This window comes from Cryobacterium algoricola (genome assembly GCF_004402485.1).
GTDB lineage: Bacteria > Actinomycetota > Actinomycetes > Actinomycetales > Microbacteriaceae > Cryobacterium > Cryobacterium algoricola.
The window spans coordinates 130,040-153,671 of sequence record NZ_SOFG01000018.1 but is presented as its reverse complement, the minus strand read 5'-3'; the positions used below and the strand labels follow the sequence as shown (position 1 = coordinate 153,671).

The 23,632-nt window shown below is 70.4% G+C and carries 24 protein-coding genes; 6 read left to right on the top strand and 18 right to left on the bottom strand.

Annotation, left to right across the window (positions count from 1 at the left end; translation table 11 throughout):
• Positions 1-19: 19 nt before the first annotated feature.
• The 9 genes from E3O44_RS14360 to E3O44_RS14320 all read right to left on the bottom strand — a co-directional run bounded on the left by E3O44_RS14360 (position 20) and on the right by E3O44_RS14320 (position 9,403).
• Entirely contained in the window at positions 20-772 is a 753-nt protein-coding gene (locus E3O44_RS14360; RefSeq protein WP_134535481.1) for an amino acid ABC transporter ATP-binding protein, read from the bottom strand.
• Between the two features lie 50 nt (positions 773-822).
• On the bottom strand, positions 823-1,860 hold the full coding sequence (locus tag E3O44_RS14355) for an amino acid ABC transporter permease (protein WP_134535458.1): 1,038 nt from the start codon (positions 1,858-1,860) through the stop codon (positions 823-825).
• 3 nt (positions 1,861-1,863) lie between these two features.
• Entirely contained in the window at positions 1,864-2,760 is an 897-nt protein-coding gene (locus E3O44_RS14350; RefSeq protein WP_134535457.1) for an ABC transporter substrate-binding protein, read from the bottom strand.
• Between the two features lie 303 nt (positions 2,761-3,063).
• Positions 3,064-4,089 carry an iron-siderophore ABC transporter substrate-binding protein gene (locus E3O44_RS14345; RefSeq protein WP_134535456.1) on the bottom strand — a complete coding sequence of 342 codons (1,026 nt, stop codon included), beginning with the start codon at positions 4,087-4,089 and terminating at the stop codon, positions 3,064-3,066.
• Positions 4,090-4,135: 46 nt separating this feature from the next.
• Entirely contained in the window at positions 4,136-5,089 is a 954-nt protein-coding gene (locus E3O44_RS14340) for an ABC transporter ATP-binding protein (RefSeq protein WP_134535455.1), read from the bottom strand.
• Positions 5,086-6,261 carry a FecCD family ABC transporter permease gene (locus tag E3O44_RS14335; protein ID WP_134535454.1) on the bottom strand — a complete coding sequence of 392 codons (1,176 nt, stop codon included), beginning with the start codon at positions 6,259-6,261 and terminating at the stop codon, positions 5,086-5,088. Before E3O44_RS14335 ends, E3O44_RS14340 begins: the two co-directional genes overlap by 4 nt.
• A complete protein-coding gene (locus tag E3O44_RS14330; RefSeq protein ID WP_338144736.1) occupies positions 6,258-7,217 on the bottom strand; it encodes a FecCD family ABC transporter permease in 960 nt (319 codons plus the stop codon). The genes E3O44_RS14335 and E3O44_RS14330 overlap by 4 nt, the downstream gene beginning before the upstream one ends.
• A 188-nt stretch (positions 7,218-7,405) precedes the next feature.
• Positions 7,406-8,413 (bottom strand): siderophore-interacting protein, encoded by a 1,008-nt coding sequence (locus tag E3O44_RS14325; protein WP_134535453.1) that lies wholly within the window; start codon positions 8,411-8,413, stop codon positions 7,406-7,408.
• A 108-nt stretch (positions 8,414-8,521) separates the two neighbouring features.
• The gene (locus tag E3O44_RS14320) at positions 8,522-9,403 is read right to left on the bottom strand and encodes a sulfurtransferase (protein ID WP_134535452.1); all 882 of its coding nucleotides are present in this window, start codon (positions 9,401-9,403) and stop codon (positions 8,522-8,524) included.
• Between the two features lie 235 nt (positions 9,404-9,638).
• On the opposite strand from E3O44_RS14320, the gene E3O44_RS14315 reads away from it, so the two are divergent.
• A complete protein-coding gene (locus tag E3O44_RS14315; RefSeq protein WP_134535451.1) occupies positions 9,639-10,847 on the top strand; it encodes an MFS transporter in 1,209 nt (402 codons plus the stop codon).
• Positions 10,848-11,033: 186 nt separating this feature from the next.
• Here the strand turns inward: E3O44_RS14315 and E3O44_RS14310 are convergent, their stop codons facing one another.
• Positions 11,034-12,197, bottom strand: coding sequence for a glycerol dehydrogenase (locus tag E3O44_RS14310; RefSeq protein ID WP_134535450.1), 1,164 nt, complete (start codon positions 12,195-12,197; stop codon positions 11,034-11,036).
• Between the two features lie 167 nt (positions 12,198-12,364).
• Between E3O44_RS14310 and E3O44_RS14305 the strand changes: the two genes are divergently transcribed.
• Positions 12,365-13,234, top strand: a complete 870-nt coding sequence (locus tag E3O44_RS14305) for an IclR family transcriptional regulator (protein ID WP_134535449.1) — start codon at positions 12,365-12,367, stop codon at positions 13,232-13,234.
• A 50-nt stretch (positions 13,235-13,284) separates the two neighbouring features.
• On the opposite strand, the gene E3O44_RS14300 is transcribed toward E3O44_RS14305, so the two are convergent.
• The 4 genes from E3O44_RS14300 to E3O44_RS14285 form a co-directional block, all read right to left on the bottom strand.
• Positions 13,285-13,830 carry a YbhB/YbcL family Raf kinase inhibitor-like protein gene (locus tag E3O44_RS14300; RefSeq protein ID WP_241976342.1) on the bottom strand — a complete coding sequence of 182 codons (546 nt, stop codon included), beginning with the start codon at positions 13,828-13,830 and terminating at the stop codon, positions 13,285-13,287.
• A 73-nt stretch (positions 13,831-13,903) separates the two neighbouring features.
• The gene (locus E3O44_RS14295; RefSeq protein ID WP_134535448.1) at positions 13,904-15,469 is read right to left on the bottom strand and encodes a GMC family oxidoreductase; all 1,566 of its coding nucleotides are present in this window, start codon (positions 15,467-15,469) and stop codon (positions 13,904-13,906) included.
• Positions 15,466-16,020 carry a hypothetical protein gene (locus E3O44_RS14290; protein ID WP_174775084.1) on the bottom strand — a complete coding sequence of 185 codons (555 nt, stop codon included), beginning with the start codon at positions 16,018-16,020 and terminating at the stop codon, positions 15,466-15,468. Before E3O44_RS14290 ends, E3O44_RS14295 begins: the two co-directional genes overlap by 4 nt.
• Positions 16,021-16,137: 117 nt before the next feature.
• Entirely contained in the window at positions 16,138-17,178 is a 1,041-nt protein-coding gene (locus E3O44_RS14285; protein WP_134535447.1) for an NAD(P)-dependent alcohol dehydrogenase, read from the bottom strand.
• A gap of 207 nt (positions 17,179-17,385) precedes the next feature.
• Between E3O44_RS14285 and E3O44_RS14280 the strand changes: the two genes are divergently transcribed.
• The gene (locus E3O44_RS14280; protein ID WP_134535446.1) at positions 17,386-18,207 is read left to right on the top strand and encodes an aldo/keto reductase; all 822 of its coding nucleotides are present in this window, start codon (positions 17,386-17,388) and stop codon (positions 18,205-18,207) included.
• A 143-nt stretch (positions 18,208-18,350) separates the two neighbouring features.
• On the opposite strand, the gene E3O44_RS14275 is transcribed toward E3O44_RS14280, so the two are convergent.
• From E3O44_RS14275 to E3O44_RS14265, 3 genes are read right to left on the bottom strand one after another with little or no spacing between them, the layout of a single operon-like run.
• Positions 18,351-19,337 (bottom strand): aldo/keto reductase, encoded by a 987-nt coding sequence (locus tag E3O44_RS14275; RefSeq protein ID WP_134535445.1) that lies wholly within the window; start codon positions 19,335-19,337, stop codon positions 18,351-18,353.
• 45 nt (positions 19,338-19,382) lie between these two features.
• Positions 19,383-20,267, bottom strand: a complete 885-nt coding sequence (locus E3O44_RS14270; protein ID WP_134535444.1) for an alpha/beta fold hydrolase — start codon at positions 20,265-20,267, stop codon at positions 19,383-19,385.
• A gap of 3 nt (positions 20,268-20,270) precedes the next feature.
• Positions 20,271-20,492 carry a hypothetical protein gene (locus E3O44_RS14265; protein WP_134535443.1) on the bottom strand — a complete coding sequence of 74 codons (222 nt, stop codon included), beginning with the start codon at positions 20,490-20,492 and terminating at the stop codon, positions 20,271-20,273.
• 189 nt (positions 20,493-20,681) lie between these two features.
• On the opposite strand from E3O44_RS14265, the gene E3O44_RS14260 reads away from it, so the two are divergent.
• Together E3O44_RS14260 and E3O44_RS14255 are read left to right on the top strand one after the other, a co-directional pair.
• Positions 20,682-21,593, top strand: a complete 912-nt coding sequence (locus E3O44_RS14260) for a DUF4349 domain-containing protein (RefSeq protein ID WP_134535442.1) — start codon at positions 20,682-20,684, stop codon at positions 21,591-21,593.
• A 67-nt stretch (positions 21,594-21,660) separates the two neighbouring features.
• The gene (locus E3O44_RS14255) at positions 21,661-23,007 is read left to right on the top strand and encodes a threonine/serine exporter family protein (RefSeq protein ID WP_134535441.1); all 1,347 of its coding nucleotides are present in this window, start codon (positions 21,661-21,663) and stop codon (positions 23,005-23,007) included.
• A 93-nt stretch (positions 23,008-23,100) separates the two neighbouring features.
• Here the strand turns inward: E3O44_RS14255 and E3O44_RS14250 are convergent, their stop codons facing one another.
• Positions 23,101-23,343, bottom strand: coding sequence for a hypothetical protein (locus E3O44_RS14250; protein ID WP_134535440.1), 243 nt, complete (start codon positions 23,341-23,343; stop codon positions 23,101-23,103).
• Between the two features lie 150 nt (positions 23,344-23,493).
• On the opposite strand from E3O44_RS14250, the gene E3O44_RS19805 reads away from it, so the two are divergent.
• Positions 23,494-23,616 carry a hypothetical protein gene (locus E3O44_RS19805; protein WP_255453709.1) on the top strand — a complete coding sequence of 41 codons (123 nt, stop codon included), beginning with the start codon at positions 23,494-23,496 and terminating at the stop codon, positions 23,614-23,616.
• Positions 23,617-23,632: the final 16 nt, after the last annotated feature.

Below are 23,632 nucleotides of genomic sequence, written 5' to 3'. Positions count from 1 at the left end.
CGCCGGGGTCAGCGGATGACTAGAGCACCTTGGAGAGGAACGCCTGGGTGCGGCGGTGCTGCGGGTTGCTCAGCACGAGCTCGGGATCGCCGGACTCGACGACGACGCCGCCGTCCATGAACACGAGCGAGTCGCCGACCTCTCGGGCGAAGCCCATCTCGTGGGTGACCACGATCATGGTCATGCCCTCCTTGGCGAGGCCCTTCATCACGTCGAGCACCTCGCCGACGAGTTCGGGGTCGAGCGCGCTCGTCGGCTCGTCGAAGAGCATCAGCTTGGGTTCCATCGCGAGGGCACGGGCGATCGCGACGCGCTGCTGCTGACCGCCGGAGAGGTGCGCGGGGTAGTAGTCCGCGCGCTCGGCGAGTCCCACCCGGGCGAGCAGGTCGCGCGCGGTGCGCTCGGCCTGCGCCTTGGGCAGTCCCTTGACCCGCAGCGGCGCCTCCATCACGTTCTGGAGTGCGGTCATGTGCGGGAACAGATTGAAGCGCTGGAACACCATGCCGATATCCCTGCGCTGCTTCGCCGCTTCCTTGGGCGCCATCTCGTAGAGCTTGCCGCTGGTCTCGCGGTAGCCGATCAGCTCGCCGTCGACACTCAGCCGACCGGCGGAGAGCACCTCGAGGTGGTTGATGCAGCGCAGGAACGTCGACTTGCCCGACCCGCTCGGCCCGACGAGGCACATCACCTCGCCGCGCTTGACCTCGAGGGAGATGCTCTTGAGCACCTCGTGCGAGCCGAAGCTCTTCGAGACCTGCTCGGCGAGCACCATCGGCACGTATCCGCGGTCAGCGGATGCCGCGCCCGGCGTGGTCATGTCACTCACGAGGGGCCTCCCTGGCCGGTTCCGGGTTCTCGGGTCGAGCGGGTCGCCGGCGCCTGTTCGGACTCGGGCACGACCGTGACGCCCGTGATCGGCTCGGGGTTGGACCCGCCGCCCTTCTTGTCCGGCTGACGGTCGCCGATGCCGCGGGCGAAACGCTTCTCGAGGAAGTACTGGCCCACCATCAGGATCGAGGTGAAGAACAGGTACCAGATCGACGCGACGATGAGCAGCGGGATCGGGTTGAAGGTCTCGGCGGAGATGTCCCGGGAGCGGGCGAACAGGTCGAAGCTGAACGGCACCGCCGTGACGAGTGAGGTCGTCTTGAGCATCGAGATGACCTCGTTGCCGGTCGGCGGGATGATCACCCGCATCGACTGCGGCAGGATGACGCGGGTCATCGTCTGCGACCAGCTCATTCCGAGCGCGGTCGCGGCCTCTTCCTGGCCACGGTCGACGGCGAGGAGCCCGGCACGGACGATCTCGGCCATGTACGCGGCCTCGTTGAGGGAGAGGCCGATCACCGCGAGGGCGAACGTGCTGAGCGCGGCGTTCGTCTCGAACGACACCCACGGGTGCATGAACGGGATGCCGATGTCGATGCTCGAGTAGATCAGCGAGATCAGGCCCCAGATGGTCAGCTGCACGTAGACCGGTGTGCCGCGGAAGACCCAGAGGTAGAACCAGGCGAGGCTCTTCACGACCGGGTTGGGCGACAGCCGCATCACGGCGAGGATCACGCCGAGGACGATCGCGATCACCATCGAGTAGACGGTGAGTTCGAGGGTCACGAGCGCGGCCTGGGAGATGCGCCGGTCGAACAGGTACTTCGCGACCGTCGGCCAGTCGTACGCCGGCCGGAAGGCCGCGTCGACGATGGCCAGTGCGAACACCACGATCAGGACGATCGCGAAGACCATCCGCCAGGGGTGCCGCAACCGGATGGCTTTGATGGGAACCGATGCGGCCGGGGCGGCCGGATCGGCCGGGGACGAGGCGGGCCCCGCCCCCCGGCCGTTCAGATTCGGCGTGCTCATCGGTTAGCCGTTCGCGGCTGCGTTGATCGTGATCTTGTCGATGCCGCCGTCGGCGACGCCCCAGGTGTCGAGGATCGCCTTGTAGCTGCCGTCGTCGACCATCGACTGCAGTGCTGCCTGGACGGCCTTGCCGAGGTCAGAGCCCTTGGCGACGACCATTCCGTACGGTGCGACGTCGAAGGTCTTGCCCGCGAGCTGCAGCTTGCCCTTGGTCTGCGCGATCGCGTAGAGGGTGACGGGAGAGTCGGCGCTGAGCGCGTCGGCCTGGCCGAGCACGACCGCGTTCGTCGCGGCATCCTGGGTGTCGAACTTGAGCTTGTCGATCGCCGGCTTGCCCGCCGCGACGCACGCGTCGCTCTTGGCGGGAACCTCGTCGGTGTCCTCATAGGTGGTCGCCTGCACGGCGACCTTCATGCCGCAGGCGTTGTCGGGGTCGACCGTCTTGTCCTTGGCCGATGCCCACTGGATGCCGGCGGTGTAGTAGTTGACGAAGTCGACCTGCTTCTCGCGCTCGGCGGTGTCCGTGAACGAGGACTCGCCCATGTCGGCCTTGCCGCCCGCGACGGACGGGATGATGTTGTCGAACTTGGCGACCTGGAATTCGGCCGTCAGCCCGAGCTTGGTCGCGACCGCGCTCGCGATCTCGATCCCCCAGCCGATGGGCTTGCCTGCTTCATCCTTGAACTCGTTCGGGGCGTAGGTCGGGTCGCTGCCGACGATGAGCTTGCCGGACGACGCGATCTTGGCGGGAACGAGCGCGGCGGCCGCGTCGTCCTTGGTGATCGCTGCTGCCGAGGCGCTGCCGGTCGAGCCTGGCGAGGGCGTCGAGTTATCGACGCAGCCGGAGAGCATCAGGGCGGCCGCGGCGGCGACGGCGGGGAGTAAGAATCGAGCGCGCATATGCGGAACCTTCTTTGTTGTCGGTGTCAGGGGTTCGTCATTGAGTCCGTAAACGGTGAGCGACAGAGGTGAGCATATAACAGGATGCCCACGCGGATTCTGTGCGCAGGTCACGTTTTGGACTAGCTAAAGCGAGCGTGAGGGGTACGTGTCTCGATCAAGTATGGCCGTTGGCGTGTTTCGGGCAGATTACGCCGGGTGCGACCGCGCCCTCGCTGACGGTCCAGCGCCGAGTTGCGGCCACAACACCCTCACCGTGCCGACAAAGGTGTTATGGCCGCACCTCAACCCCGGGGACGGGCGTTAGCCGACGGCCTTGGCGGCGGCCGAGAGCATCGTCACGTAGTCGTCGAGGCCCCAGGTCAGCGAGAGGCCCGTCGGCGGGGACACCGAGGAGATGAATGCCGCTCCGACCGGAGACGCGACGGAGCCGCGCTGCACCTGCGGCATGGCCTGGGCGTAGCCCGCGGAGAGGAACGCGTCGGATTCCTCCTGCGTCGTCCCGAAGTTGACGAGCACGTCGCTCGTGAGCTTGTCGAGCTGCTCGTGGCTGAGCGTGTAGTAGAAGCTCGCCTGATCGGTCGCCAGCGCGTCGACGGCGGGGGCGTTCACGAAGCCGAGGTCGAGGGTGAATGCGACGCGGGGGTCTTCCTTCTTGTAGACGTAGAACGTTCCGCTGCTGTCGGCCACGAGGGCGATCGACTTTCCCTTGAATTCGGGGTGGGCCGCTGCGGCCGCGGCGATCTTCTCGTCGATGCCCGCGAGAAGCGTTGCGGCTTCGGTGGTCTTGCCGAGCGCGGTTCCGGTGATCGTGATGAGGTCGCGCCAGTCCGTCGCCCAGGGCTGGTCCGGGTAGCCGACCACAGGGGCGATCTTGCTGAGGAGCGCGTACTGCTCCGCGGTGATGCCGGAGTACGCGGCGAGGATCACGTCGGGCGCGGCCTTGGCGATGTCCTCGTACGGCGGCTCCGTGGAATCGGGCAGCACGGTCGGCGTCGGCGTTCCGGTCTTCGCGAGCGCCTCGGAGATCCAGGGCAGCACGCCCTGGGCGTCGCCGGCGTAGGCCTGGAACGGCATCGCGACGGGAATGACGCCGAGGGCGATCGCGTCGTCCGCGCTCCCCCAGCCCCAGGTCACGACCCGGGTCGGCTGCTTCGGGATCACGGTGGAGCCGAAGGCGTTCTCGATCGTGACGGGGAACGACGCGGCGGCGGCGGAGTCTCCCGCCGCGGCATCCGTTGCCTGGGGCGCGGGCGCGGAGCAGCCGGTCAGGGTCAGGGCGACGAGGGCGGCGACGGCGACAAGCGCGCGAATGGGGGGACGGTGCACGGGAAACTCCGGTTTCTCAGGTGACTCGGGGCGGGACGCGGTTCGACTAGCTTAGGTTAGCCTTACCTAATATAGCGGATGCCGGGGTCGGCGCGGGATGGAATCTCCCGATCGGCACGACGAGCGGCGAACCGCAGACCGGATCGGGGATGACGAGGGCGTCGAGGCCGAAGGCGGAGCGGACGGTTTCGACCGTCAGGGTCTGCGCGGGCGGGCCGGCGGCGATGATCTGGCCTGCGCGCATCACGAGCATCTCGTCGGCGTACCGGGCCGCGAGGTTGAGGTCGTGCAGGACCATCACGATCGTGGTTCCGCGGGTGCGGTTGAGTTCGAGGAGCAGGTCGAGGACCTCGATCTGGTGTGCCACGTCGAGAAAGCTCGTCGGCTCGTCGAGCAGCAGGATGTCGGTGTCCTGGGCGAGGGCCATGGCGATCCAGACCCGCTGGCGCTGGCCGCCGGAGAGCTCCTCGAGCCGGCGCCCGGCGAGGTCGAGGGTTCCGGTGCGGACGAGGGCGTCGGCGACGATGGCGTCGTCGGCGGCCGTGGTGCCGCGGAACCAGCCCTGGTGCGGATGCCGGCCGCGGCCGACGAGTTCGCCGACGGTGATGCCCTCCGGCGCGAGCGGCTGCTGCGGCAGGAGGCCGAGCACGGTCGCGATGCGCTTGCCCGGAATCTTCGCGATGTCGGTGCCGTCGAGGAGCACGACGCCGGACTGCGGCGTGAGCAGGCGGGCGAGCCCGCGGAGGAGGGTCGACTTGCCCGAGGCGTTCGCGCCGACGATGACCGTGAGCCGACCGACAGCGATCTCGAGGTCGAGATCGGTGACGATCGGGACGCCGTCGTAGCCGAGGCCGAGGCCGACGGCGCGCAACTCGTGGTGCGCGTGGCCGGCCGGGTCGGTGGCAGCCGGGTCGGTGGCTGCCGGGCCCGACAGTGCCGGCCCCGACAGTGCCGGGACCGCTGTCTGCTCCTCCGGAGTGTGCTGTTCTGGGTGAGTCATCGGATTCCTTCGGTACTGTCGCGCGCGCTGCCGCTGCCGCCGGCGGCGCCGGTCGCGAGCAGCCAGAGCAGGTAGGGCGCGCCGATCGCGCCGGTGACGACCCCGGCCGGCAGCTGGAGTCCGCCGGGGAGCAGGTGCTGGGCGGCGAAGTCGGCGGCACTGACGATCAGGGCGCCGACCAGGGCTGCCGGCACGAGGCTCAGCCCGCCGGTTCCGGCGAGGCGGCGGGCGATCGGCGCGGACACGAACGCGACGAACGCGAGCGGGCCGACCATGGCCGTCGCGAGCGCGGCGAGGGCGACGGCGACGATGAGGAGTCCGAGCCGGTTGCGCTCGGCGCCGACCCCGAGGCTCGTGGCCAGGTCGTCGCCCAGTTGCAGCGCGCGGAGACGCGGGGCCAGCATCCAGACGATCGGCAGGAGCACCGCAAGCCCGACCGCGACGACGGCGATCTCGGGCCAGGCGGCACCGCTCACGCTGCCGACGAGCCAGGTCAGGGCGTCCTGGGCGTCGCGGAGCTGGGCGCGCGTGAGCAGATAGCCGATCAGGCCCTGCACCATGAACGCGACGCCGACGCCGATGAGCACGAAGCGGTAGCCGGCGATGCCGCCGGCACCTCCGCTGCGGCCGCGCCAGGCCAGCAGGTAGATGACGGTCGCGACGAGGATCGCGCCGCCGAAGGCCGCGAAGGCGGTCGCGAGGCTGCCGAAGCCGAGCACGAGCATCCCGAGGACCGCTGCGGCGCTCGCCCCGCCGGTGACGCCGACGATGTCGGGGCTCGCGAGCGGATTGCGCAGCACGGTCTGGAACAGGGCGCCCGAGAGCGCGAAGGCGATGCCGGTCAGGAGCGCGAGCACGACGCGGGGCAGCCGCAGGGTCAGCACGATGAAGTTCTCGGCTCCCGTGCCCTGGCCGGCGAGGGTGCGGAGGAGGTCGGGCACCGAGAGCGAGTATGAACCGACGGACAGGCTCAGCGCGGCGACGACGAGCAGCGCTGCTGCGAGCACGATCACGACCCGGCGTTCCGTGCGGCGACGCGCCCCCCGGGCCGCACCGAGAATCGCTGCTTCTGCCGAGGCGCCCTGGTGCACCGGCGATCCCGGGCTGGAACGGCGACGCTCGGCGAGGTCGGCGGGTGCGGCGGGTGCGGTGTGCGGCGAGCGCGGGGTCATAGTCCGACCGCCTTGGTGTTCCGCACGAGCAGGATCAGCACGGGGGCGCCGAGGAACGCGACGACGAGGCCGGCCTCGATCTCGCCGGGGCGGGCGATCACGCGCCCGATCACGTCGGCGAGCAGGAGCAGGGCCGGGCCGAGCAGCGCCGAGAGGGCGAGGGTCCAGCGGTAGTCGGGGCCGGCGAACCAGCGGGCGAGGTGCGGCACGGCGAGGCCGACGAAGACGATCGGACCGGCGAGGGCGGTCGCCGAGCCACAGAGCAGCACGACGGCGACGAAGCAGACGATCCGTGCGGCCACGACGTTCTGGCCGAGGCCGCGGGCGAGGTCGTCTCCGAGGGCGAGGGCGTTGAGCATCCGCCCGGCCGTTGCCGCCAGGATCGCGCCGACGAGGATGAACGGCGCGAGCTGCAGCGCCGTGTCGAGGCCGCGGGCGGAGAGGGAGCCCGCCGACCAGAACCGGTAGCGGTCGAAGGTCGCCGGGTCGCTCAGCAGCACGATGGTGATCAGTGAGGTGAGCGCCGCAGTGAGCGCCGTGCCGGCGAGGGTGAGCTTGACCGGGGTCGCTCCCCCGCGTCCGAGCGAACCGATGACGTAGACGACGGATGCCGCGGCCGCGGCCCCGATGAAGGCGAACCACACGTAGCCGAGCGCGCTCGTGACCCCGAAGACGGCGATGCCGGCGACGACGAAGAGGGACGCGCCCGCGTTGACGCCGAGCAGGCCGGGGTCGGCGAGGGGATTGCGGGTGACGCCCTGCATGAGCGCGCCGGCGAGGCCGAGGGCGAGGCCCGCGAACAGGCCGACGACCGTGCGCGGGATGCGCAGGTCGAGCACCACCAGCTGGTCGGTCACGGCGGGGTCCGGCCGGAACAGGGCATCGAGCACGGTGCCGAATGGCACGTCACGGGCGCCGACCACGAGGGAGGCACCGATCACGAGAACGAGGAGCACAGCCGCGGCGAGGAGCCCGACGACCGGGCGCCGAGCCGAACCGATTCGACGGAGGTTTTCCGTTTTTCGGGCCGAAACAGCGCTCTCAGGTGTTTTCTGGGCAGAATCTCCGTCGAATTCGTTCGCGGCCGGAAGGTGCTGGGCCGGGAGGTGCCGGGCCGGGCGCTCCGACGGATGCGCCAGCCGGCTCACTGGGGCTCGGCCTTGCCGAGGCGCCAGTAGCCCATGAAGGAGACGCGCCGGCGGTCGACGCCGGTCTCGCTCACGAGGAAGCGGCGGAGGCGCTTGATCGCGCCGGCCTCGCCGGCGAGCCAGGCGTAGAAGCCGGTGCCCGGGGGCGTGTCCGGAGTGTCCCATAGGGTTTCACGGTCGACATCGATCTCGAGTTCGTCCGCGTTCACGCCCGCGCCGGTCGGGACCTCGGGTCCCCGGTGGCCGGCGACCCAGGTGCGCACCGCGGCGTCGAGGCATTCGCCGTGCGGTGCGCCGCCGCGCGGAAGCCAGGTGACCGAGCACCCGTCGGGGACCCGCACGTCGAGCTGGTCCGCGGCATCCGGCACCTCGAGGAACGCGTGTGCCGTGCGCCCGGGCTGCAGCGCATCGAGGATGCCGCAGATCGCGGGGACCGCGGTCTCGTCGCCGGCCAGGAGCAGGTAGGTCGCGTCGCCGGGGCGCCAGTCGAGGCCGAGGCCGGCGTCGCGGCTGCGGGAGTCCGGCCCGACGATGACGACGTGCTCGCCGACCTGGGCCGCGGCGAGCCAGCGGGAGGCGGGGCCGGCCCCGGAGCCGGAACCGGCGGCATCCGCCGGACCGTGGGAGACGAAGTCGACGTCGAGTTCGCGGAGGTGCGGGCGCACGCTGCGCACGGTGTAACTGCGGAACGGGTTGCGCTCCGCCTCGGGGAGGGCACGCCAGCGGTCATACCAGCCGGTGCCGGTCGAGGCAGGGTGGTCATGCTGCTCGTCCGCACCGAAATCGGCGAGGCCGACGCCGGGGATCGGCAGGACGAGCTTGATCCGCTGATCGAGTCCGGCCGTGCCGAAGTGCTCGAACTCGGGGCCGGTGAAGGTCACCCGCACGAAGTGCGGACTCAGGCGCCGGATGCCCGCGACCGTCGCCCGGTACGGCCGGTAGCCGGGGCGTGCGTCGGGAAGCACGGTGTCGTCGGTCACCTCGGCGCTGGGTAAGGTAAGCATTACCTAAGTATGACATCCCGGGGCCGCGCGTGCCGTGTGAGTTCCATGGGAGCGCACCGGGGGCGAGGGATGCTCAGAGCGGATGCCGCGAGCGGCCGACGCCGACGGCTACAGCCCGACGCTGGCCCCGGTGAAACCGCCGAACCCGCCGCGCGCACTGTCCCCGGTTTCCACGGGACGGTCCGGGAGGTTGGACCACTGCGACCAGGACCCGGGATACAGGTAGGGGACGAACCCGGCGATCGTGAGCGCTGCGATCTCGTGGGCGGCGGTGACGCCCGATCCGCAGTAGACCCCGATCGGGCGCATCGGCCGCACGCCGAGGGACTCGAACTGCGCGCGGAGCTGGTCGGCGGGCAGGAAGCGGCCGTCGTCGGCGAGGGTGTCCGTCGTCGGGGCGCTCACGGCGCCGGGGATGTGACCGGCGCGCGGGTCGACCGGCTCGGTCTCGCCCCGGTACCGAGCGCCGGCTCGCGCGTCGAGGAGGATGCCGGTGTGCGCGATGGCGGCGGCGGTGTCCGCGTCGATCGTGCCGAGCGAACCGTAGCTCAGGTGCGCGGTGCCGATCGGCGGGTCCGGCTGCTCCCCGGTGACGAGCGGCAGCCCGGCCTTGCGCCATTCGGCGAGCGCACCGTCGAGGAGGAGCACGTTCCGGTGCCCGGCGTGCCGCAGCAGCCACCACGCCCGTGCCGCCGACATCAGGCTCAGGTCGTCGTAGACCACGACGGTGTCGTCGTCGTGGATTCCCCAGCGGCGCGCGGCCGCCTGCAGGTCCTCGATCGCGGGCAGGGGGTGCCGGCCGTCTTCCGGGGCGCCGGGCCGGGCGAGCTCGGTCTCGAGGTCGACGTAGACCGCGCCCGGCAGGTGCCCGGCGGCGTATTCGTCGCGGCCGCTCGGCCCGAGGAGCGCCCAGCGGACGTCGAGCACGCGGATGTCCTCACGCGTCTCGAGCAGGCGGGCCAGGTCCTCGGCTGAAATCAAAGTGTTCACGAAACCACGCTATCGGGTGTGCGCGACGCAGGGACCCGCATCCGCTCACGCCCCGCCGCAGCGAACGAGCACCCGGTTCGGCACCCGGCGCCGCTCCCGGCACGGAATTGCGTCCCGTACACGTTCGTTGCGAGAACCGGCGCGCACGCGACGTAATTCGGCGCGGGGTGGCGACGGATTGCGTGGCGGGCTCCCGACTCGACCCGCACCACGCCGCGCCCGTAGACTCGAACGAGTGAGCAGCTACTGGACCCTACTGAAGACGCCCGGGGTTGCCCGTCTGATCGCTGCGCAGCTGACCGCCCGCTTCCCGTTCGGGATGCTCTCGCTCGCGTTCCTGATCCACATCGAGCACGTCTACGCCTCCTACGGTTCCGCCGGCCTCGTGCTCGGCGCGATGAGCATCGGCCAGGCGATCGCGGGTCCCCTCACGAGCCGGTTGATGGGTCGCTGGGGTATGCGCCCGGTCATCATCGCCACGATCGCGATCTGCGCGAGCTCCATCGTCGTGATGGCGCTGCTGATCCTGCCGATCTGGGGCCTGATGGTGATCGGCCTCGTCGCGGGGCTGACGACGCCGCCGATCCAGCCGGCCGTGCGCACGATTTACCCGAAGATCGTCAACTCCCGCCAGCTCTCCCCCCTGTTCTCGCTCGACGCATCCGCCCAGGAGATCATCTGGGTACTCGGACCGGTGATCGCCACGTTCGTCGCGATCCAGGTCAGCTCGGTCGCGGGCATCCTCCTCGCCGCGGTCTTCCTGGTCGGCGGCGGCATCTGGTTCGTCGTGCTGCCCGAGGTCGGCCGGGTGCGGATCCCGCGCAGCCGCCGCAAGCTCGGCGCCGTGCTCAGGCGCCCGCCCGTGCTCCTCAGCACCGTCGTCGGCTTCATGCTCGTTGCCGCCTGCTCGGCCGTCGAGGCCGGCGTCGTCGCGGCGTTCGGCCACGGCAGTTCGGACTCCGGCTGGGTGCTCGGCATCTTCGCGATCGGTTCCCTCGTCGGCGGCCTCGCGCTCGGGCACGCGCAGATCGGCCCGTGGGCCCTTGCCGGGCGGATGCTGATTGTCACGATCGGTCTCTCCCTCGCGACCCTCGGCCTCGGCTTCTGGTGGCTCGCCGCAACCCTGTTCCTCGCGGGCCTCGGCATCGCGCCGGCCTTCGCCGTGCTCTTCGGGATCGTGTCGGCGAGCGTCAAGTTCAGCGACACCGCCGAGGCCTACGGCTGGGTCGGCACCGGCCAGCTGATGGGCGCGGCGCTCGGGTCGGCGACGGCCGGCTTCATGATCGACCACAACGGCGCCGGGGCTGCGATCCTCGTCGCCGCCGGTTTCGCGGCGCTCGGCACTCTGATCCCCGCGCTGGGCCGCCGCTGGCACCCGGACCTGCGCGGCCGCGACGCCGGCCCGATCCCCGACACCGCCCCCATCCAGATCCAGGTCTCCTAGCCCCTCCCTCTACACCGGCCCTACCGCGCCAGGACCCTCGCGAGAGCCATCACGAGGGTGCGCGGCCGACGTGCACGCGCCACCTGCGCCGCTTCGCGCCACGCGTGCCTGGCGCGAAGCGGCGCATTGAGCGCGCGAACCGAACTGCGGCGCAGCGTGGTGCACCACGACCGCCGAGAGCTGCGGCTAGTGCGTGTCGACCTGGTGGGCGACGTACTGCACGGGCGCAGGCAGGTGCGCCTCGCTCCGCACCGTGCGGGAGAACCGCTCGATCGACTTCAGCGCGCTGACGAGTTCGTCGGGGGTGATGTCGAACGGCATGTTGTGGATCGTCTCCCCCGGCACCGTCGCCGCCTCGGCGACGCGGCGCAGGTCGTCCTCGTCGTCGACGCTGAGACCGACTTCGGTCAGGGTGTTCGGCAGCCCGACCCGGGTCGTGAACTCGATGAAGTCGCGGATCTCCTGGGTCGGGGCCCCCTCGAGCACGAGCTGCGTGACCGAGCCGATGTTGACCTTCTGCCCGTGGGCGAGGCCGTGGGTCTGGTGCGCCGCGGTGAGGCCGTTGTGGATCGCGTGCGCCGCGGCGAGCCCGCCGGACTCGAACCCGAGCCCCGACAGCAGCGTGTTCGCCTCGACGAGCTTCTCGACGGCCGGGGTGACCTGGTGGTCGCGCACGGCATCGAGGGCGGGGAGCGCGTTGTCCCAGATCACACCCCACGACAGTTCGGCGAGCGCGGTGCCCGCGAGCGTCGGCAGGCCGCCCGCCATCGTGTTCGCGTGCGCCTGCCGCGTCGCACGGGCCTCGAGCCAGGTCGCGAGGGCATCGCCGACGCCCGCCGCCAGGAACGCGGCCGGGGCATCCGCCACGAGCTGGGTGTCCATCAGCACGAGGTCCGGGTTCTTCGGGAAGAAGCGGTATTCCTCGAACGCGCCGTCGGCGGTGTAGATCACCGAGAGGGCCGAGGTGGGCGCATCCGTCGAGGCAACGGAGGGAACGGTAACCCAGCGGATGCCGGCCAGGAACCCGGCCGCCTTGACGGCGTCCATGGCGCTGCCGCCGCCGAGGGCGACGATGACGTCTGCGCCGGTCCTCTCGATCACGCCGACGAGGCGGGTGACCTCGGCGGCCGTGGGGATGCCGCCGAAACGTTCCCGGGTGACCGGGAGCTGGGCGGCGCGCAGCGAGTCCGTCGCGCGTTGCCCGAGGATCCCCCAGACCACGTCGTCGGAGACGAGGAGCGGCGTCTTCCCGAGCGGCGCGAGGAACTCGCCGAGCCGGGACAGCGCCCCCTTCCCCTGCACGTAGCGGCCGGGGCTGATGATGGTACGAATGGCGCTGGAGGCGGCCATGACGATCTCCTTCTTCGAACGATGCGGATGCCGCCAGCCTAAATTCGCCGGTGCCGCCCGGTCAGGGGGCCTGTCACGATGTGAGAAGCCGGCGCACCCGCCGCACCCGGGATCTTCTCAGGCGCCCGGCGATTGTGCCGGGGCCGGGCCCGGCTGACAATGGCCGCATGAAGACCACGGATGCTCTTCCCCTGTCCCAGCCGCCGTCGCCCCGGACACTCGCCCAGCCGCCACTGGCCGCCAACGTCACGGCGCTGCCGGCGCCGCCGGCCCTGAGCGGGGTCGCCTCGATCCAGAAGACGCTCGCGATCCTCGAAATCGTCGCCGAGCGCGGCGGGGCCACGGCGAAGGAGGTCTCGGCGAGCCTCGGCTACCCGCTGCCGACCGTGTACCGGCTGATGCAGACGCTCGTGCAGAGCGACTACCTCGTGCACATCCGTCGGGAACGCAAGTTCGAACTCGGGTACAAGCTGCACCGGCTCGGCGTCTCCCTGCACCGGCAGATCGGGGTGCCCGCGGAGGTACGCACCGAGATCGCCCGCCTGCACCGGCACGCCAGAGCGGCCGCATACTTCGCCGCCTACCGCGGGGCGGATGTCGTCGTCACCTACATCGTGGACTCCCCGGCCGCCCCGCGCCTCACCCCGTTGAGTTTCGGGTTCCACGAGGCCGCCCACGCGACCGCCTTCGGCAAGATCATGCTCACCGGCATGAGCGGCGAGCAGCGCGACCAGTACCTCGAGGCGCACGGGCTGCCCCGCCTGACCCCCGCGACGATCACCGACCGCGGAGAGCTCGAGCGCCAGCTCGAGACGATCTCCCGGTCCCAGGTCGCCTGGGAACACGAGGAGTTCGTGCCGGGCATGACCTGCGCCGCGGTCGGCGTGCGCAACTCGGCCGGCCTGCTCGTCGGCTCCGTCGCGATCTCGGCCCGGGCCGACACCATCGCGAGCCGCGAACGCGACCTCGAGCGGATGCTGCGCGAGACCGCAGCCGGACTCTCGCGCTACTTCCGCTCCGGCAGCGTCCGGCGCTGAGCAGTCGCGGCGCTGAGCATCCGCTCGCCCGAACCGGGGTGCGGGGCGGTCTAGCGGGCCTCCCACCAGGGGGTGATCACGGCGCGGGCGAGGGTGTGCCCACCGAGGTTGAAGGTGAGGAACGCGGGCGTCGACGTCTCGGGGATGCCGATCGTGTCGACGTCGAGGGCGTGCACGGCGATGTAGTAGTTGTGCCGCCCGTGGCCGGCCGGCGGGGCCGCGCCGAGGTAGCGCCGGAGGCTCGCGTCGTTGGTGAGCTGCCAGGCACCGGGCGGCAGGGTGCTGCTGTTCTCCTCGCCCGCCCCGGTCGGCAGGCTCGTCGTCGTCACGGGGATGTCGGCGACGGCCCAGTGCCAGAATCCGCTCGCCGTCGGGGCGAGCGGGTCGTACATCGTCACCGCGAAACTCCTGGTTCCGGCCGGGAACCCGCTCCAGTGCAGTTCGGGCGAGGTATCGCTGCCGCCGGCGCCGAAGATCCCGCTGCGCTGGGGCGGTGCGAGTTCCTCGCCGTTCTTCACGTCGGTGGACTCCAGCGTGAAGGTCGGCACCTCGCCGATCTGGTCGTACGGCGTTCGCATCATCTGGTCGTGGGTCATGGGTTCACGCTCTCCTTCTCTGGAACGGTGTCAGGCAACGGACGGACGGACGGATCGGCGGACGGACGGACGGTCACAGGGTTCCGTTGGCGAGCTGTTCGGCGATGTGATCGGCCTGCCGGATGGCGAGGGCCACGATCGTGAGGGTGGGGTTCGCCGCGGCTCCCGTCGTGAACACCGAACCGTCGCTCACGAACAGGTTCGGCACATCGTGGGCACGACCGAACTTGTTCACCACGCCGTCCTCCGGCCGTGCGCTCATCCGGCTCGTGCCGAGGTTGTGCGTGGACGGGTATGGCGGGGTGCGGTGCGCCGAAATCGACCCGACCGCGTCGTAGAGCAGCTCGGCCTGGCGGTAGCCGTGCTCGCGCATGGCGACGTCGTTCGGGTGGTCGTCGAAGTTCACGTTGGCGACCGGCAGGCCGGCGGCATCCGTGACCGACCCGTTCAGCGTGATCCGGTTGGTCTCCTGCGGCATGTCCTCTCCGACGATCCAGAGCCCCGCGGTGTGCGCGTATCCGTCGAGGATCGCCGTGAAGTCGCGCCCCCACGCCCCCGGGTTAGCGAAGGCCGCGAGGAACGCCGGACCGAGCGACAGGGTTTCGAGGTAGTAGCCCCCGGCGAAGCCGCGCCGTTCGTCGTGGCGCGCCTCGTCCGCGATTATCCCGGCCATCGTCTCGCCGCGGTAGGAGTGCACCGGGTCGGGGAACTGGGCGTAGACCGAACCGGTCGTGTGCCGCATGTAGTTGCGGCCGACCTGGCCGGAGGAGTTGGCGAGCCCGTCGGGGAACAGGGAACTCGCGCTGAGCAGCAGCAGCCTCGGCGTCTCAATCGAATTCCCGGCGACGCACACGATCCGTGCGCGCTGCCGGTGCATGCCGCCGGCGGCATCGAGGTAGAGCACGGCGTCGGCGCGCCCGGTGCGGTCGTGGCTGATCTGCACGGCCTGGCTGAGCGGGCGCAGGTCGAGGTGACCGGTCGCCTCCGCACGGGGGATCTCGCGCACGAGGGTGCTCCACTTCGCGCCGGACTTGTCGCCCTGGAAGTTGAAGCCGTCCTGAACGGATGCCGGGCGCCCGTCGTACGGTTCGGCGTTCGTCGCGTACGGACCGGTCGCGTAGAAGTTGTAGCCGACCCGCGCGGCGCCGTTGGCGAACACCTTGTAGTTGTTGTTGGCCGGCAGGGCCGCGCGGCCGTGCCGGTGCGTGGAGCCCATCGCGATCTCGGCGCGGTCGTAGTACGGGGCGAGCTCGGCGAGGGTGAGCGGCCAGTCGAGCAGGTTCGCGCCGTCGATCGCCCCGTAGGTGCTCCGGGCCTCGAACTCGTGGGCGAGGAACCGCGGAGTCGCGCCCGACCAGTGCGTGGTGCTGCCGCCGACGGCCTTGACGATCCAGGCCGGCAGGTTCGGGAAGTCACGGGCGATCCGCCAGGAGCCGCTCGTCGTGCGGGGGTCGAGCCAGGCCATCTGGGAGAACGCGGCCCACTCGTCGTTGACGTATTCCGCATTCGTGATGTGCGGGCCCGCCTCGAGGACGACGACCTTGATCCCGCGAGCGGTGAGCTCGTAGGCGAGGGTCCCTCCGCCCGCGCCAGAGCCGATGATGACGACGGCCTCCTCGTCGTGGTCGATCGCGGTCATTTCGTCACCTCGTCCCTGGTCGCAGCGGATGCCGCCGGCGCAGTGCCCGTGCCGACCTGCCGGGTGAGCGGGCCGATCTCGACGTAGTTCAGTTCGCCGGTGTATTCCTCGATCCGCGGCTCCGGGAGCCAATCGAGGTCGTTGAAGCCTCGGGTGAGATAGCCGCCCTTGTCGAAGGACGCGCCCTCGTAGCCGAGCGCCTCCCAGACCTCCGGGAGGTTGTACAGGGTCAGCACGGTGTTGGCGCGGATGAAGCCGAAGAATTCGGTCTGCTCGATCGCGCGCAGGCGAGCCGTGGCATCCGTCGCGTTGAGGTCGAGGAATGCCCCCGCGGGAAGGGTGTCGAGGCTCGCGAGGCCGGACGACAGGGCAAGGAAGTGCCGCGGCGTCTTCTCGGCGAGGGCGATCAGGGCGGCCGCGGTCTTCTCGTATGCGGTGTCCGGCAGTTGCGCGTGCGGGAATGCCACCCGGATGACGCGCACGAGCAGGGCCCGCGCCTGCGGGGAGTCGAGGAAGCCGCTCGGGGCCTCCGAGGTGTCGAGGAACGTCACTGTTGGTCTCCTTCGGATGGATCGGGGTGGAACGGGCTGGAACGGGCTGGAACGGGTGGAACGGGAGCCTGGTGGGGCGGGCCGGGGATGCCGCCCGGGCAACCGGTCGCGGCCGTGTCAGGCGGCGTGGTCGGGTACGAGAATGCCGCGGCCGACCAGGCGGCCGCTCTCGAGGTCGGCGATCGCGTCGTTGGCGGCGTCGAGCGGGTAGACGGCGGTGTGCAGGGTGACCTTGCCCTGGGACGTGAGGGTCATCAGTTCGACGAGGTCGGTGTACGTGCCGACGAGGTTGCCGATCACGTTGATCTCACGCGAGATAATCTCGATCGTCGGCAGGCTGACCGTGCCGCCGTAACCGATCACGTAGTGCGAGCCGCGGTTCCGGAGCAGCTTCGGCGCGAGCAATTCTGCACCGCGTTCGCCGACGAAGTCGAAGACGATGTGCGCCCCGCCTCCGGTGATCTCGGCGACGGCCTTCTCGACGTCCGCATCGCTCGTCGCGAGCACGGTGTGGTGCGCGCCGATCTGACCGGCGAGCTCGAGGGCCGCCTCGGAGCGGTCGACGACGGTGATTTCCGCACTCGTGATCGCCGCGAGGCTCTGCACGCCGATGTGCCCGAGGCCACCGGACCCGATCACGACCGCGTGGCTGCCGGGGAAGAGAACCGGGGCGGCCTTCCGCACGGCGTGGTAGGCGGTGAGTCCGGCATCCGCCAGGGCGGCCACGTCGCGGGGCTGGAGCGCGGGGTCGAGCTTCACGACGGCGCGCGCGTTGGTGCGGAGCACCTCGGCCATGCCGCCGTCGACGTTGATGCCGGGGAAGGTGGCGTTCTCGCAGTGCGAGTCCTGTCCCTCCCGGCAGGCGGGGCAGAGCCCGCAGCTGGTGAGCGGATGCATGATGACCGTATCCCCGACCGCGACGTTGTGCACGGCTGAGCCGCAGGCGCGCACCCAGCCGGCGTTCTCGTGGCCGAGGGTATAGGGCAGGTGCGGGTGCTGGATCGGATCCCACTGGCCTTCGATGATGTGCAGGTCGGTGCGGCAGAGCCCGGCGGCGCCGACGTCGACGAGCACGTCCCACGGGCCGAGAATCTCGGGCTCGGGGACATCGTCGAGGGTCGGGTGCGCCCCATAGGAGTGGAGCCGGACAGCCTTCACCGTGACCTCCTGTATCCCGCGTCTTCGTGACGGGCGGCGTTGCCCGGCACGCCGCGCCCTGAGAGCGGCACGAGATGGTTCATACTCTCGGTGCTCGGCCGCCGGCCCGAAAGCCCGCCTCTCACCCCGTGAGAAGCCGGCCCACCGCCGTGACCCTCCCTTCCGCGAAAGCGGGTTGGGAAGCTGCGGGGCGGGTTTAATGGGGATATGACCCTTTCACCCGTGTTGCAGTTCCACGACGGCCACTCGATCCCGCAGCTCGGTCTCGGGGTGTACAAGATCGCAGACGCCGCGGCGGCGGATGCGGTGCAGGTCGCGCTCGAGTCCGGCTACCGGCACGTCGACACAGCGGCGCTCTACGCCAACGAGGTCGGCGTCGGCCAGGGCATCGCCCGGGCCGGCCTCCCCCGCGGCGACGTCTTCGTGACGACGAAGGTGTGGAACGCCGACCACGGCTACGACAGCACCCTGCGCGCCTTCGACGAGAGCCTCGGGAAGCTCGGGCTCGACTACGTCGACCTGTACCTGATCCACTGGCCCGTCCCGAGCCAGGACAGGTACGTCGACACCTGGCGGGCCCTCGACGCGATCCGGGCCGACGGCCGAGCCCGCTCGATCGGGGTGTCCAACTTCCACCCGCACCACATCGACCGGCTCCTCGCCGAGACCTCCGTGGTTCCGGTGGTGAACCAGGTCGAGCTGCACCCGTGGCTGCAACAAGCGGATGTCCGTGCCTACGACGCGGCCCACGGCATCCTGACCGAAGACTGGTCGCCCCTGGCCCGTGGCCGGGCGATCGGCAACCCGACGCTCGAGGCGATCGGCGCCCGCTACGGTAAGTCCGCCGCGCAGGTCGTGATCCGCTGGCACCTCGAGCTCGGCGACATCGTGATCCCGAAGTCGGTGACGCCGTCGCGCATCCGGGAGAACTTCGACGTCTTCGACTTCGCCCTCGACGACACGGACCGGGCGGCGATCGCCGCCCTCGACTCCGGCGAGCGCACCGGCCGCGACCCCGACGACGACTAAGCCCGCGCCGCCCTCCCCGCGCGCCCACCAGCATCCGCGAGAGTGCGCTTTTGGCCCTTAAACCCGCGGTTTATGGGCCAAAAGTGCAGTCTCGCGGAATCTTCAGGCGCGGCTTCCGGGGACGGCGCGGGGCGGGGCGGGGGCTACCAGCGCGGGTGGATCTGGGCGCGGAGGAGGCGGTCGTAGATGTCGCGCACGCCGGCGAGGAACTCGGCGCTGAGCGGCGGAACCGTCCCGGCCGCCGCGTTGCCCTGCGCCTGGGCGATCGAGCGGGCGCCGGGGATGACGGCGCTCACGCCGTCCTGCTGGGCGACCCAGGCGAGTGCGGCCTGCGCGGGCGTGAGCCCGGCCGGCACGAGGGCGGCGAACTCGGCGGCCGCGGCGAGGCCGGTCTCGTAGTCGACCCCCGAGAAGGTCTCGCCGACGTCGAAGTGGCTGCCGTCGCGGTTGTAGTTGCGGTGGTCGTTCTCGGCGAAGGTCGTTGCGCGGGTGTACTTGCCGGTGAGCAGCCCGCTCGCGAGTGGCACGCGGGCGATGATGCCGACCCCGGCGGCGCGGGCGGCGGGGAGCACGGCGTCGAGCGGCTTGAGCCGGAACGCGTTCAGGATGATCTGCACGGTCGCGGTGCCCGGGCGGGCAATCGCGGCGAGGGCCTGGTCGCAGGTCTCGACGCTGAATCCGTAGGCCGCGATGGCGCCGTCGGCGACGAGGGTGTCGAGCGCGTCGTAGACCTCGCCCGATTCGACGACCGCGCTCGGCGGGCAGTGCAGCTGCACGAGGTCGAGGGTGTCGACGCCGAGGTTGCGGCGCGAGCGTTCGGTCCAGGCGCGGAAGTTGGCGAGCACATAGTTCTCGGCGAGCTGGTCGACGCGGCGGCCCATCTTGGTCGCGACCGTGATCCCGGCGTCCGCGCCGGCCGTGGCGAGGTAGCGCCCGATGATCTGTTCGCTGCGGCCGTCGCCGTAGACGTCGGCGGTGTCGAAGAAGGTGACCCCGGCGTCGGCGGATGCCGCGAGCACGGCGGTCGCATCGGCCTCGCTGACGTCGCCCCAGTCCGCTCCCAGTTGCCAGGTTCCGAGCCCGATCACGGAGACGGTTCGGTCGGTTCTTCCCAGGGTGCGTGTGTCCATGTCCCCAGCCTAATCATCCGCTCGGCCACTCCGCGTCCAGCGGATTCAGCGGGCGGCAGCGGATGCCGGCGCGCGCGGCCCGTCCGGGTCCGCCGGTCGGTCGTCGGCCCCCGTCGCGGTCTCGATGACCGTGAGCAGTTCCCGGGCCAGGCGCGGCCGGATCAGGTGGTCGTTCGCCTCCACGCGGTGCATCGTGACGTGGCGCATCCGCTCGATCACGGTCAGGCTGCCCGACTGGATGAACGCGTCGAGGCTGCCGTAGACCACGTCGACGGGCACGCGCAGGCTCGCGATGTCGCTCACGAGCGTCTGCGATTCGATGCAGTGCTCGAGGGACTTCACGAAGGGAGTCCAGTTGCGTTCGGTGATCTCGAAGATGCCCTTCGGCAGCAGCCGCGAGATGATCGCGGCGTTGCCGATGGTGAAGTCCTTGTTCTCCCTCAGGAAGGCGTACGCGCGCAGGTAGACGCTGACCCGGGCGCGCACCCAGCGGTCGCCGATCTCCGTGGGCGACAGGTACACGGGCGGTCCGACGAGCACGACGCGGGAGATCCGGGTGCGACGATCGAACCGGGTCACCGGCGACGCAGCAAGCCTGGCCACGATCAGGCTGCCGAGAGAATGGCCCACGAGCACGAACGGCTCGCGCAGCCGGAGCGAGCGGATCGTCGCGGCGAGCGCCTCGACGTGGTCCTCGAGCCGGTACTCGCAGCCCTCGGGGGCCGGCGATTCGCCGAAGCCGAGGATGTCGACCGCGATCACCCGGTGCCGCGGGGTGAGCAGCGGCACCAGTTCCCGGAACGTCACGGACGAACTGGCGATGCCGTGCACGAGGATGACGACCGGTCCGGTGCCCTCATCCGTGGCGATGTGGAGCAGGGGCGGGCGGCGTCGACGGACCCGTTCCGTCAACGCAGCCCACCATCCCATGACTCAAGTATCGTCGCGCAGGTTTTCCTTGTACTCATTGGTGGCCTTCGTCGCGTCGCGCTCGGCCTCGGCGTGCTTCACGCCGGCCTCCGCGCGCTTGACCTCGGCATCCGCCTTGATCTCGTCGACCTTGTCTTCGATCCGGTCCTTGGTGTCCTCGAAGGCCCGGCCGATCTTCTGCCCGGTGGCGTCGAGGGCGTCCTTGGCGTTCTCTGCGAATCCCATATTTCCTCCGTTGGGTGTCGAGTGTGTCTCAGGGTGTGTCTCGTGGAGCGTGTGTCGCGTGGAGCCCGGCCGGAGCTGCCCGGCCGATGCCTCGACACTAACAACTGTGCCCGCACCGAGACGGGATTGTGATTCGACTCCCAGACGGCGTCCAGACAGTGGCCTCCGGGCGCGCCATACAGTTGCCCCATGAAACGTTTTCCCGCCGCTGCAGCGCTCCTCGCCGCCGTGCTTCTGCTGGCCGGATGCTCCGCCTCCGGTTCGTCGAACGATGCCGGCTCGTCCGTGTCGAACCCGGGAACCGGCGCCGTGACGGGCGACGGCACGACCAAGGATTCCGGGGTCGTCGGAGCCCCGCAAGCCGGCGATGCGGCAGGCAGCGTGACCTCGGGTTCCGCCGCCGGCAGCACGAGCGAGGTCGCCACCGGCCAGCGCGACGTGATCATGACCGGGTCGATGTCGATCACCGCGAAAGACCCGATCAAGGCGACGCAGGACGCGGTGACGATCACCGAACAGGCGGGCGGGCGCATCGACAGCCGCACCGAGAATCCCGCGACCGAGAACCAGCAGGCGAGTGCGACCCTCACCCTGCGCATCCCGGCCGGCGCCCTCGACCGCACGGTCACCGACCTCAAGAAACTCGGCACCGTCAATTTCGTGTCGCTCAATGCCTCCGACATCACCCAGCAGACCCAGGACCTCGATGCCCGGATCACCGCCCTGAAGACCTCCGTGGACCGGCTGCTCACACTGATGCAGCAGGCGACGACGACGACAGACCTGATCGCGATCGAGGGCACGCTCTCCCAGCGGCAGGCGGACCTCGAAAGCCTGCAGTCGCAGCGCAATTTCCTGTCCGATCAGGTCGACTTCTCGACGATCATCCTGTCCCTCTACTCAACGGGAACCGTCGCACCCGGAGCGCCCGGCGATTTCTGGACCGCGATCGGTGCCGGCTGGGCGGCCCTGGTCGGTGCGCTCGGCGCCGCACTGGTCGGCATCGGCTATGCGCTGCCGTGGATCGCCCTCGTCGGCGTGCTCGCGCTGATCGTGATCCTCATCGTGCGGATGTCCCGCCGTAACGGAAAGGCTGCCTAGGCTTGGGGGGTGACCCACCCCACCCCCCACTGCTGCACGACGGACCCCACGAAGGTCCGTCGCACGGATGTCTGACGCCACCGTCAGCATCGGGGTCTTCGACAACGCGGGCTACACCCGCGCGGTCCTCGACCTGACCATGCGCCTCGCCGAGGTCATCTTCGCCGCCGGAGCCGGAGCCGAGGACGCCACGGCCGCGATGGAGGCCATCACCCGCGCCTACGGCCTCAAGGGTACCGAGGCGAACGTGACGCACACGATCATCGCCCTCACCCACGAGGACCCGGGCACGCACGAGTCGATCACCCGGAGCCGCAACGTCAAGTACCGCTCCCTCAACTACGGCAAGCTCACTGCGACGAGCGAACTGATCGCCGAACTCATCGAGAACCCCATCGACGTCGCCGACGCGCGCAAGGCCCTCGCCACTATCGTGAGCGCCCGGCCCCAGGTCACCGCACTCTGGCGGAGGCTCGGCTGGAGCCTCGTCGGCGCCGGCGCCGCCGTGCTGATCGGCGGCGGGCTCACCGTGCTCATCGCCGCGTTCATCGCGACCTTCTTCATCGACCTGATCACGGCGGCGCTCGACCGGCGGCAGGTGCCGGTCTTCTACCAGAACGTCGTCGGCGGGGCGATCGGGCCGATGACGGCCGCGGTCGTCGCACTCGTGGATCCCTCCGCGAATCCGTCCCTCGTCGTGATCGCGACGATCATCATGCTGCTCGCGGGCGTCACGACCTTCGGCGCGGTGCACGACACCCTGTCCGGCTTCTACCTCACCGGGACCGCCCGGATGATGGAGGCACTCCTCATCACCGGCGGCCTCGTCACCGGGGTCGCGGGGGCGTCGCTCCTCCTCGCCCGCTTCGGCCTGGTGCTGAGGGTGAACGGCAACGTCGCGTTGACGTTCGCCGACGTGGCCGCGCTCCTCGCGGCATCCGTCGTCATCGTCGTCGGCTTCGCGCTCGCGGTGCAGGTGCCGTGGCGGGCGTACTGGGTGGTCTGCCTGCTCGGGGCGCTCGCCGAGCTGCTCTACCTCGGCGGCACGAGCGCGGGCTTCGGGCTGGTCTGGTCGTCGGCGGCCGCAGCCGTCGGCGTCGGGCTCGCCGCCGCACTGACCTCGCGGGTGGTGCGCACGCCCCCGCTCGTGATCGTCGTGACGGCGCTCGTGCCGCTCGTGCCGGGGCTGACCCTGTTCAGCGGACTGCTGCAGCTCTCCGACGGCAACATCGACGGCGTGCTCAGCATGCTGACCGCCGGGGCCGTCGCGGTCGCGCTCGCCGCGGGGGCGATCCTCGCGCAGTACCTCGTGCAGTTCGTCTGGGGACCCGCGCGCCGGCTGCAGCGCCGCTTCGTCGGACCGCTGATGGCACTGCCGGTGCGGCTCAGTCGCAGCCCGGGCAAGCGCATCTAGTCTCGCGGTGCACCGTTCCGGTCGAGAGTGCCCGTTCTGCGGGTCACTCTCGACCGGAACGGAACGTCTCGACGTCCGTCCGGCGGCCCGGGGTCAGTTCGGGACGTCCGCCTCGCCGGTCTCGTCGTGGATGTCCTCGACGTAGCGGTACGAGATCGGTTCCTCGGTGACGTGCCCGAGCTTGAAGACGCGCCGCACGACCTCGCCGTCCTCCTCGACTTCGAGGGTGACCTCCTGGGCATATGCGCCGTTGACGTATTCCAGTTCGTGCTCGGTTCCCGCGGCGATCGGGTTGGCGCCGAAGAAGATCGCCCGGTAAGTGCCGTTCTCGCTCATATTCCCTCAATCCCTCAGGTGGCTGGTCGCACACAGCCTACGACCGGTGCGCGCTGGCACAAGGGCAGGGCCGGGCGGATGCCGTTCCCAGCGATTCCGCGTAGGGTCGAAGCAGACGATGCCGCTGGGGCTCGGGTCGAAGGAGTGCACATGGCTGACAAATCACCCAAGAAGGATGCGACCAAGAAGGTCGCCGGCAAGTCTCTCAAGGAGAAGCGTGCCGACAAGCACGCCAAGTCCAACGAGACGGCCGAGAAGGCACGCAAGGCGTAGTCTCCGCCCGATTAGT

Bases quoted from the DNA above. Each gene is read 5' to 3' on its own strand.
- E3O44_RS14260 (WP_134535442.1), top strand. From the start codon at position 20,682: ATGAAACGTTTTCCCGCCGCTGCAGCGCTCCTCGCCGCCGTGCTTCTG.
- E3O44_RS14325 (WP_134535453.1), bottom strand. From the start codon at position 8,413: ATGCTTACCTTACCCAGCGCCGAGGTGACCGACGACACCGTGCTTCCC.
- E3O44_RS14350 (WP_134535457.1), bottom strand. From the start codon at position 2,760: ATGCGCGCTCGATTCTTACTCCCCGCCGTCGCCGCCGCGGCCGCCCTG.
- E3O44_RS14265 (WP_134535443.1), bottom strand. From the start codon at position 20,492: ATGGGATTCGCAGAGAACGCCAAGGACGCCCTCGACGCCACCGGGCAG.
- E3O44_RS14300 (WP_241976342.1), bottom strand. From the start codon at position 13,830: ATGACCCACGACCAGATGATGCGAACGCCGTACGACCAGATCGGCGAG.
- E3O44_RS14295 (WP_134535448.1), bottom strand. From the start codon at position 15,469: ATGACCGCGATCGACCACGACGAGGAGGCCGTCGTCATCATCGGCTCT.
- E3O44_RS14305 (WP_134535449.1), top strand. From the start codon at position 12,365: ATGAAGACCACGGATGCTCTTCCCCTGTCCCAGCCGCCGTCGCCCCGG.
- E3O44_RS14360 (WP_134535481.1), bottom strand. From the start codon at position 772: ATGGTGCTCGCCGAGCAGGTCTCGAAGAGCTTCGGCTCGCACGAGGTG.
- E3O44_RS14355 (WP_134535458.1), bottom strand. From the start codon at position 1,860: ATGAGCACGCCGAATCTGAACGGCCGGGGGGCGGGGCCCGCCTCGTCC.
- E3O44_RS14340 (WP_134535455.1), bottom strand. From the start codon at position 5,089: ATGACTCACCCAGAACAGCACACTCCGGAGGAGCAGACAGCGGTCCCG.
- E3O44_RS14250 (WP_134535440.1), bottom strand. From the start codon at position 23,343: ATGAGCGAGAACGGCACTTACCGGGCGATCTTCTTCGGCGCCAACCCG.
- E3O44_RS14255 (WP_134535441.1), top strand. From the start codon at position 21,661: ATGTCTGACGCCACCGTCAGCATCGGGGTCTTCGACAACGCGGGCTAC.
- E3O44_RS14270 (WP_134535444.1), bottom strand. From the start codon at position 20,267: ATGGGATGGTGGGCTGCGTTGACGGAACGGGTCCGTCGACGCCGCCCG.
- E3O44_RS14310 (WP_134535450.1), bottom strand. From the start codon at position 12,197: ATGGCCGCCTCCAGCGCCATTCGTACCATCATCAGCCCCGGCCGCTAC.
- E3O44_RS14335 (WP_134535454.1), bottom strand. From the start codon at position 6,261: ATGACCCCGCGCTCGCCGCACACCGCACCCGCCGCACCCGCCGACCTC.
- E3O44_RS14280 (WP_134535446.1), top strand. From the start codon at position 17,386: ATGACCCTTTCACCCGTGTTGCAGTTCCACGACGGCCACTCGATCCCG.
- E3O44_RS19805 (WP_255453709.1), top strand. From the start codon at position 23,494: ATGGCTGACAAATCACCCAAGAAGGATGCGACCAAGAAGGTCGCCGGC.
- E3O44_RS14275 (WP_134535445.1), bottom strand. From the start codon at position 19,337: ATGGACACACGCACCCTGGGAAGAACCGACCGAACCGTCTCCGTGATC.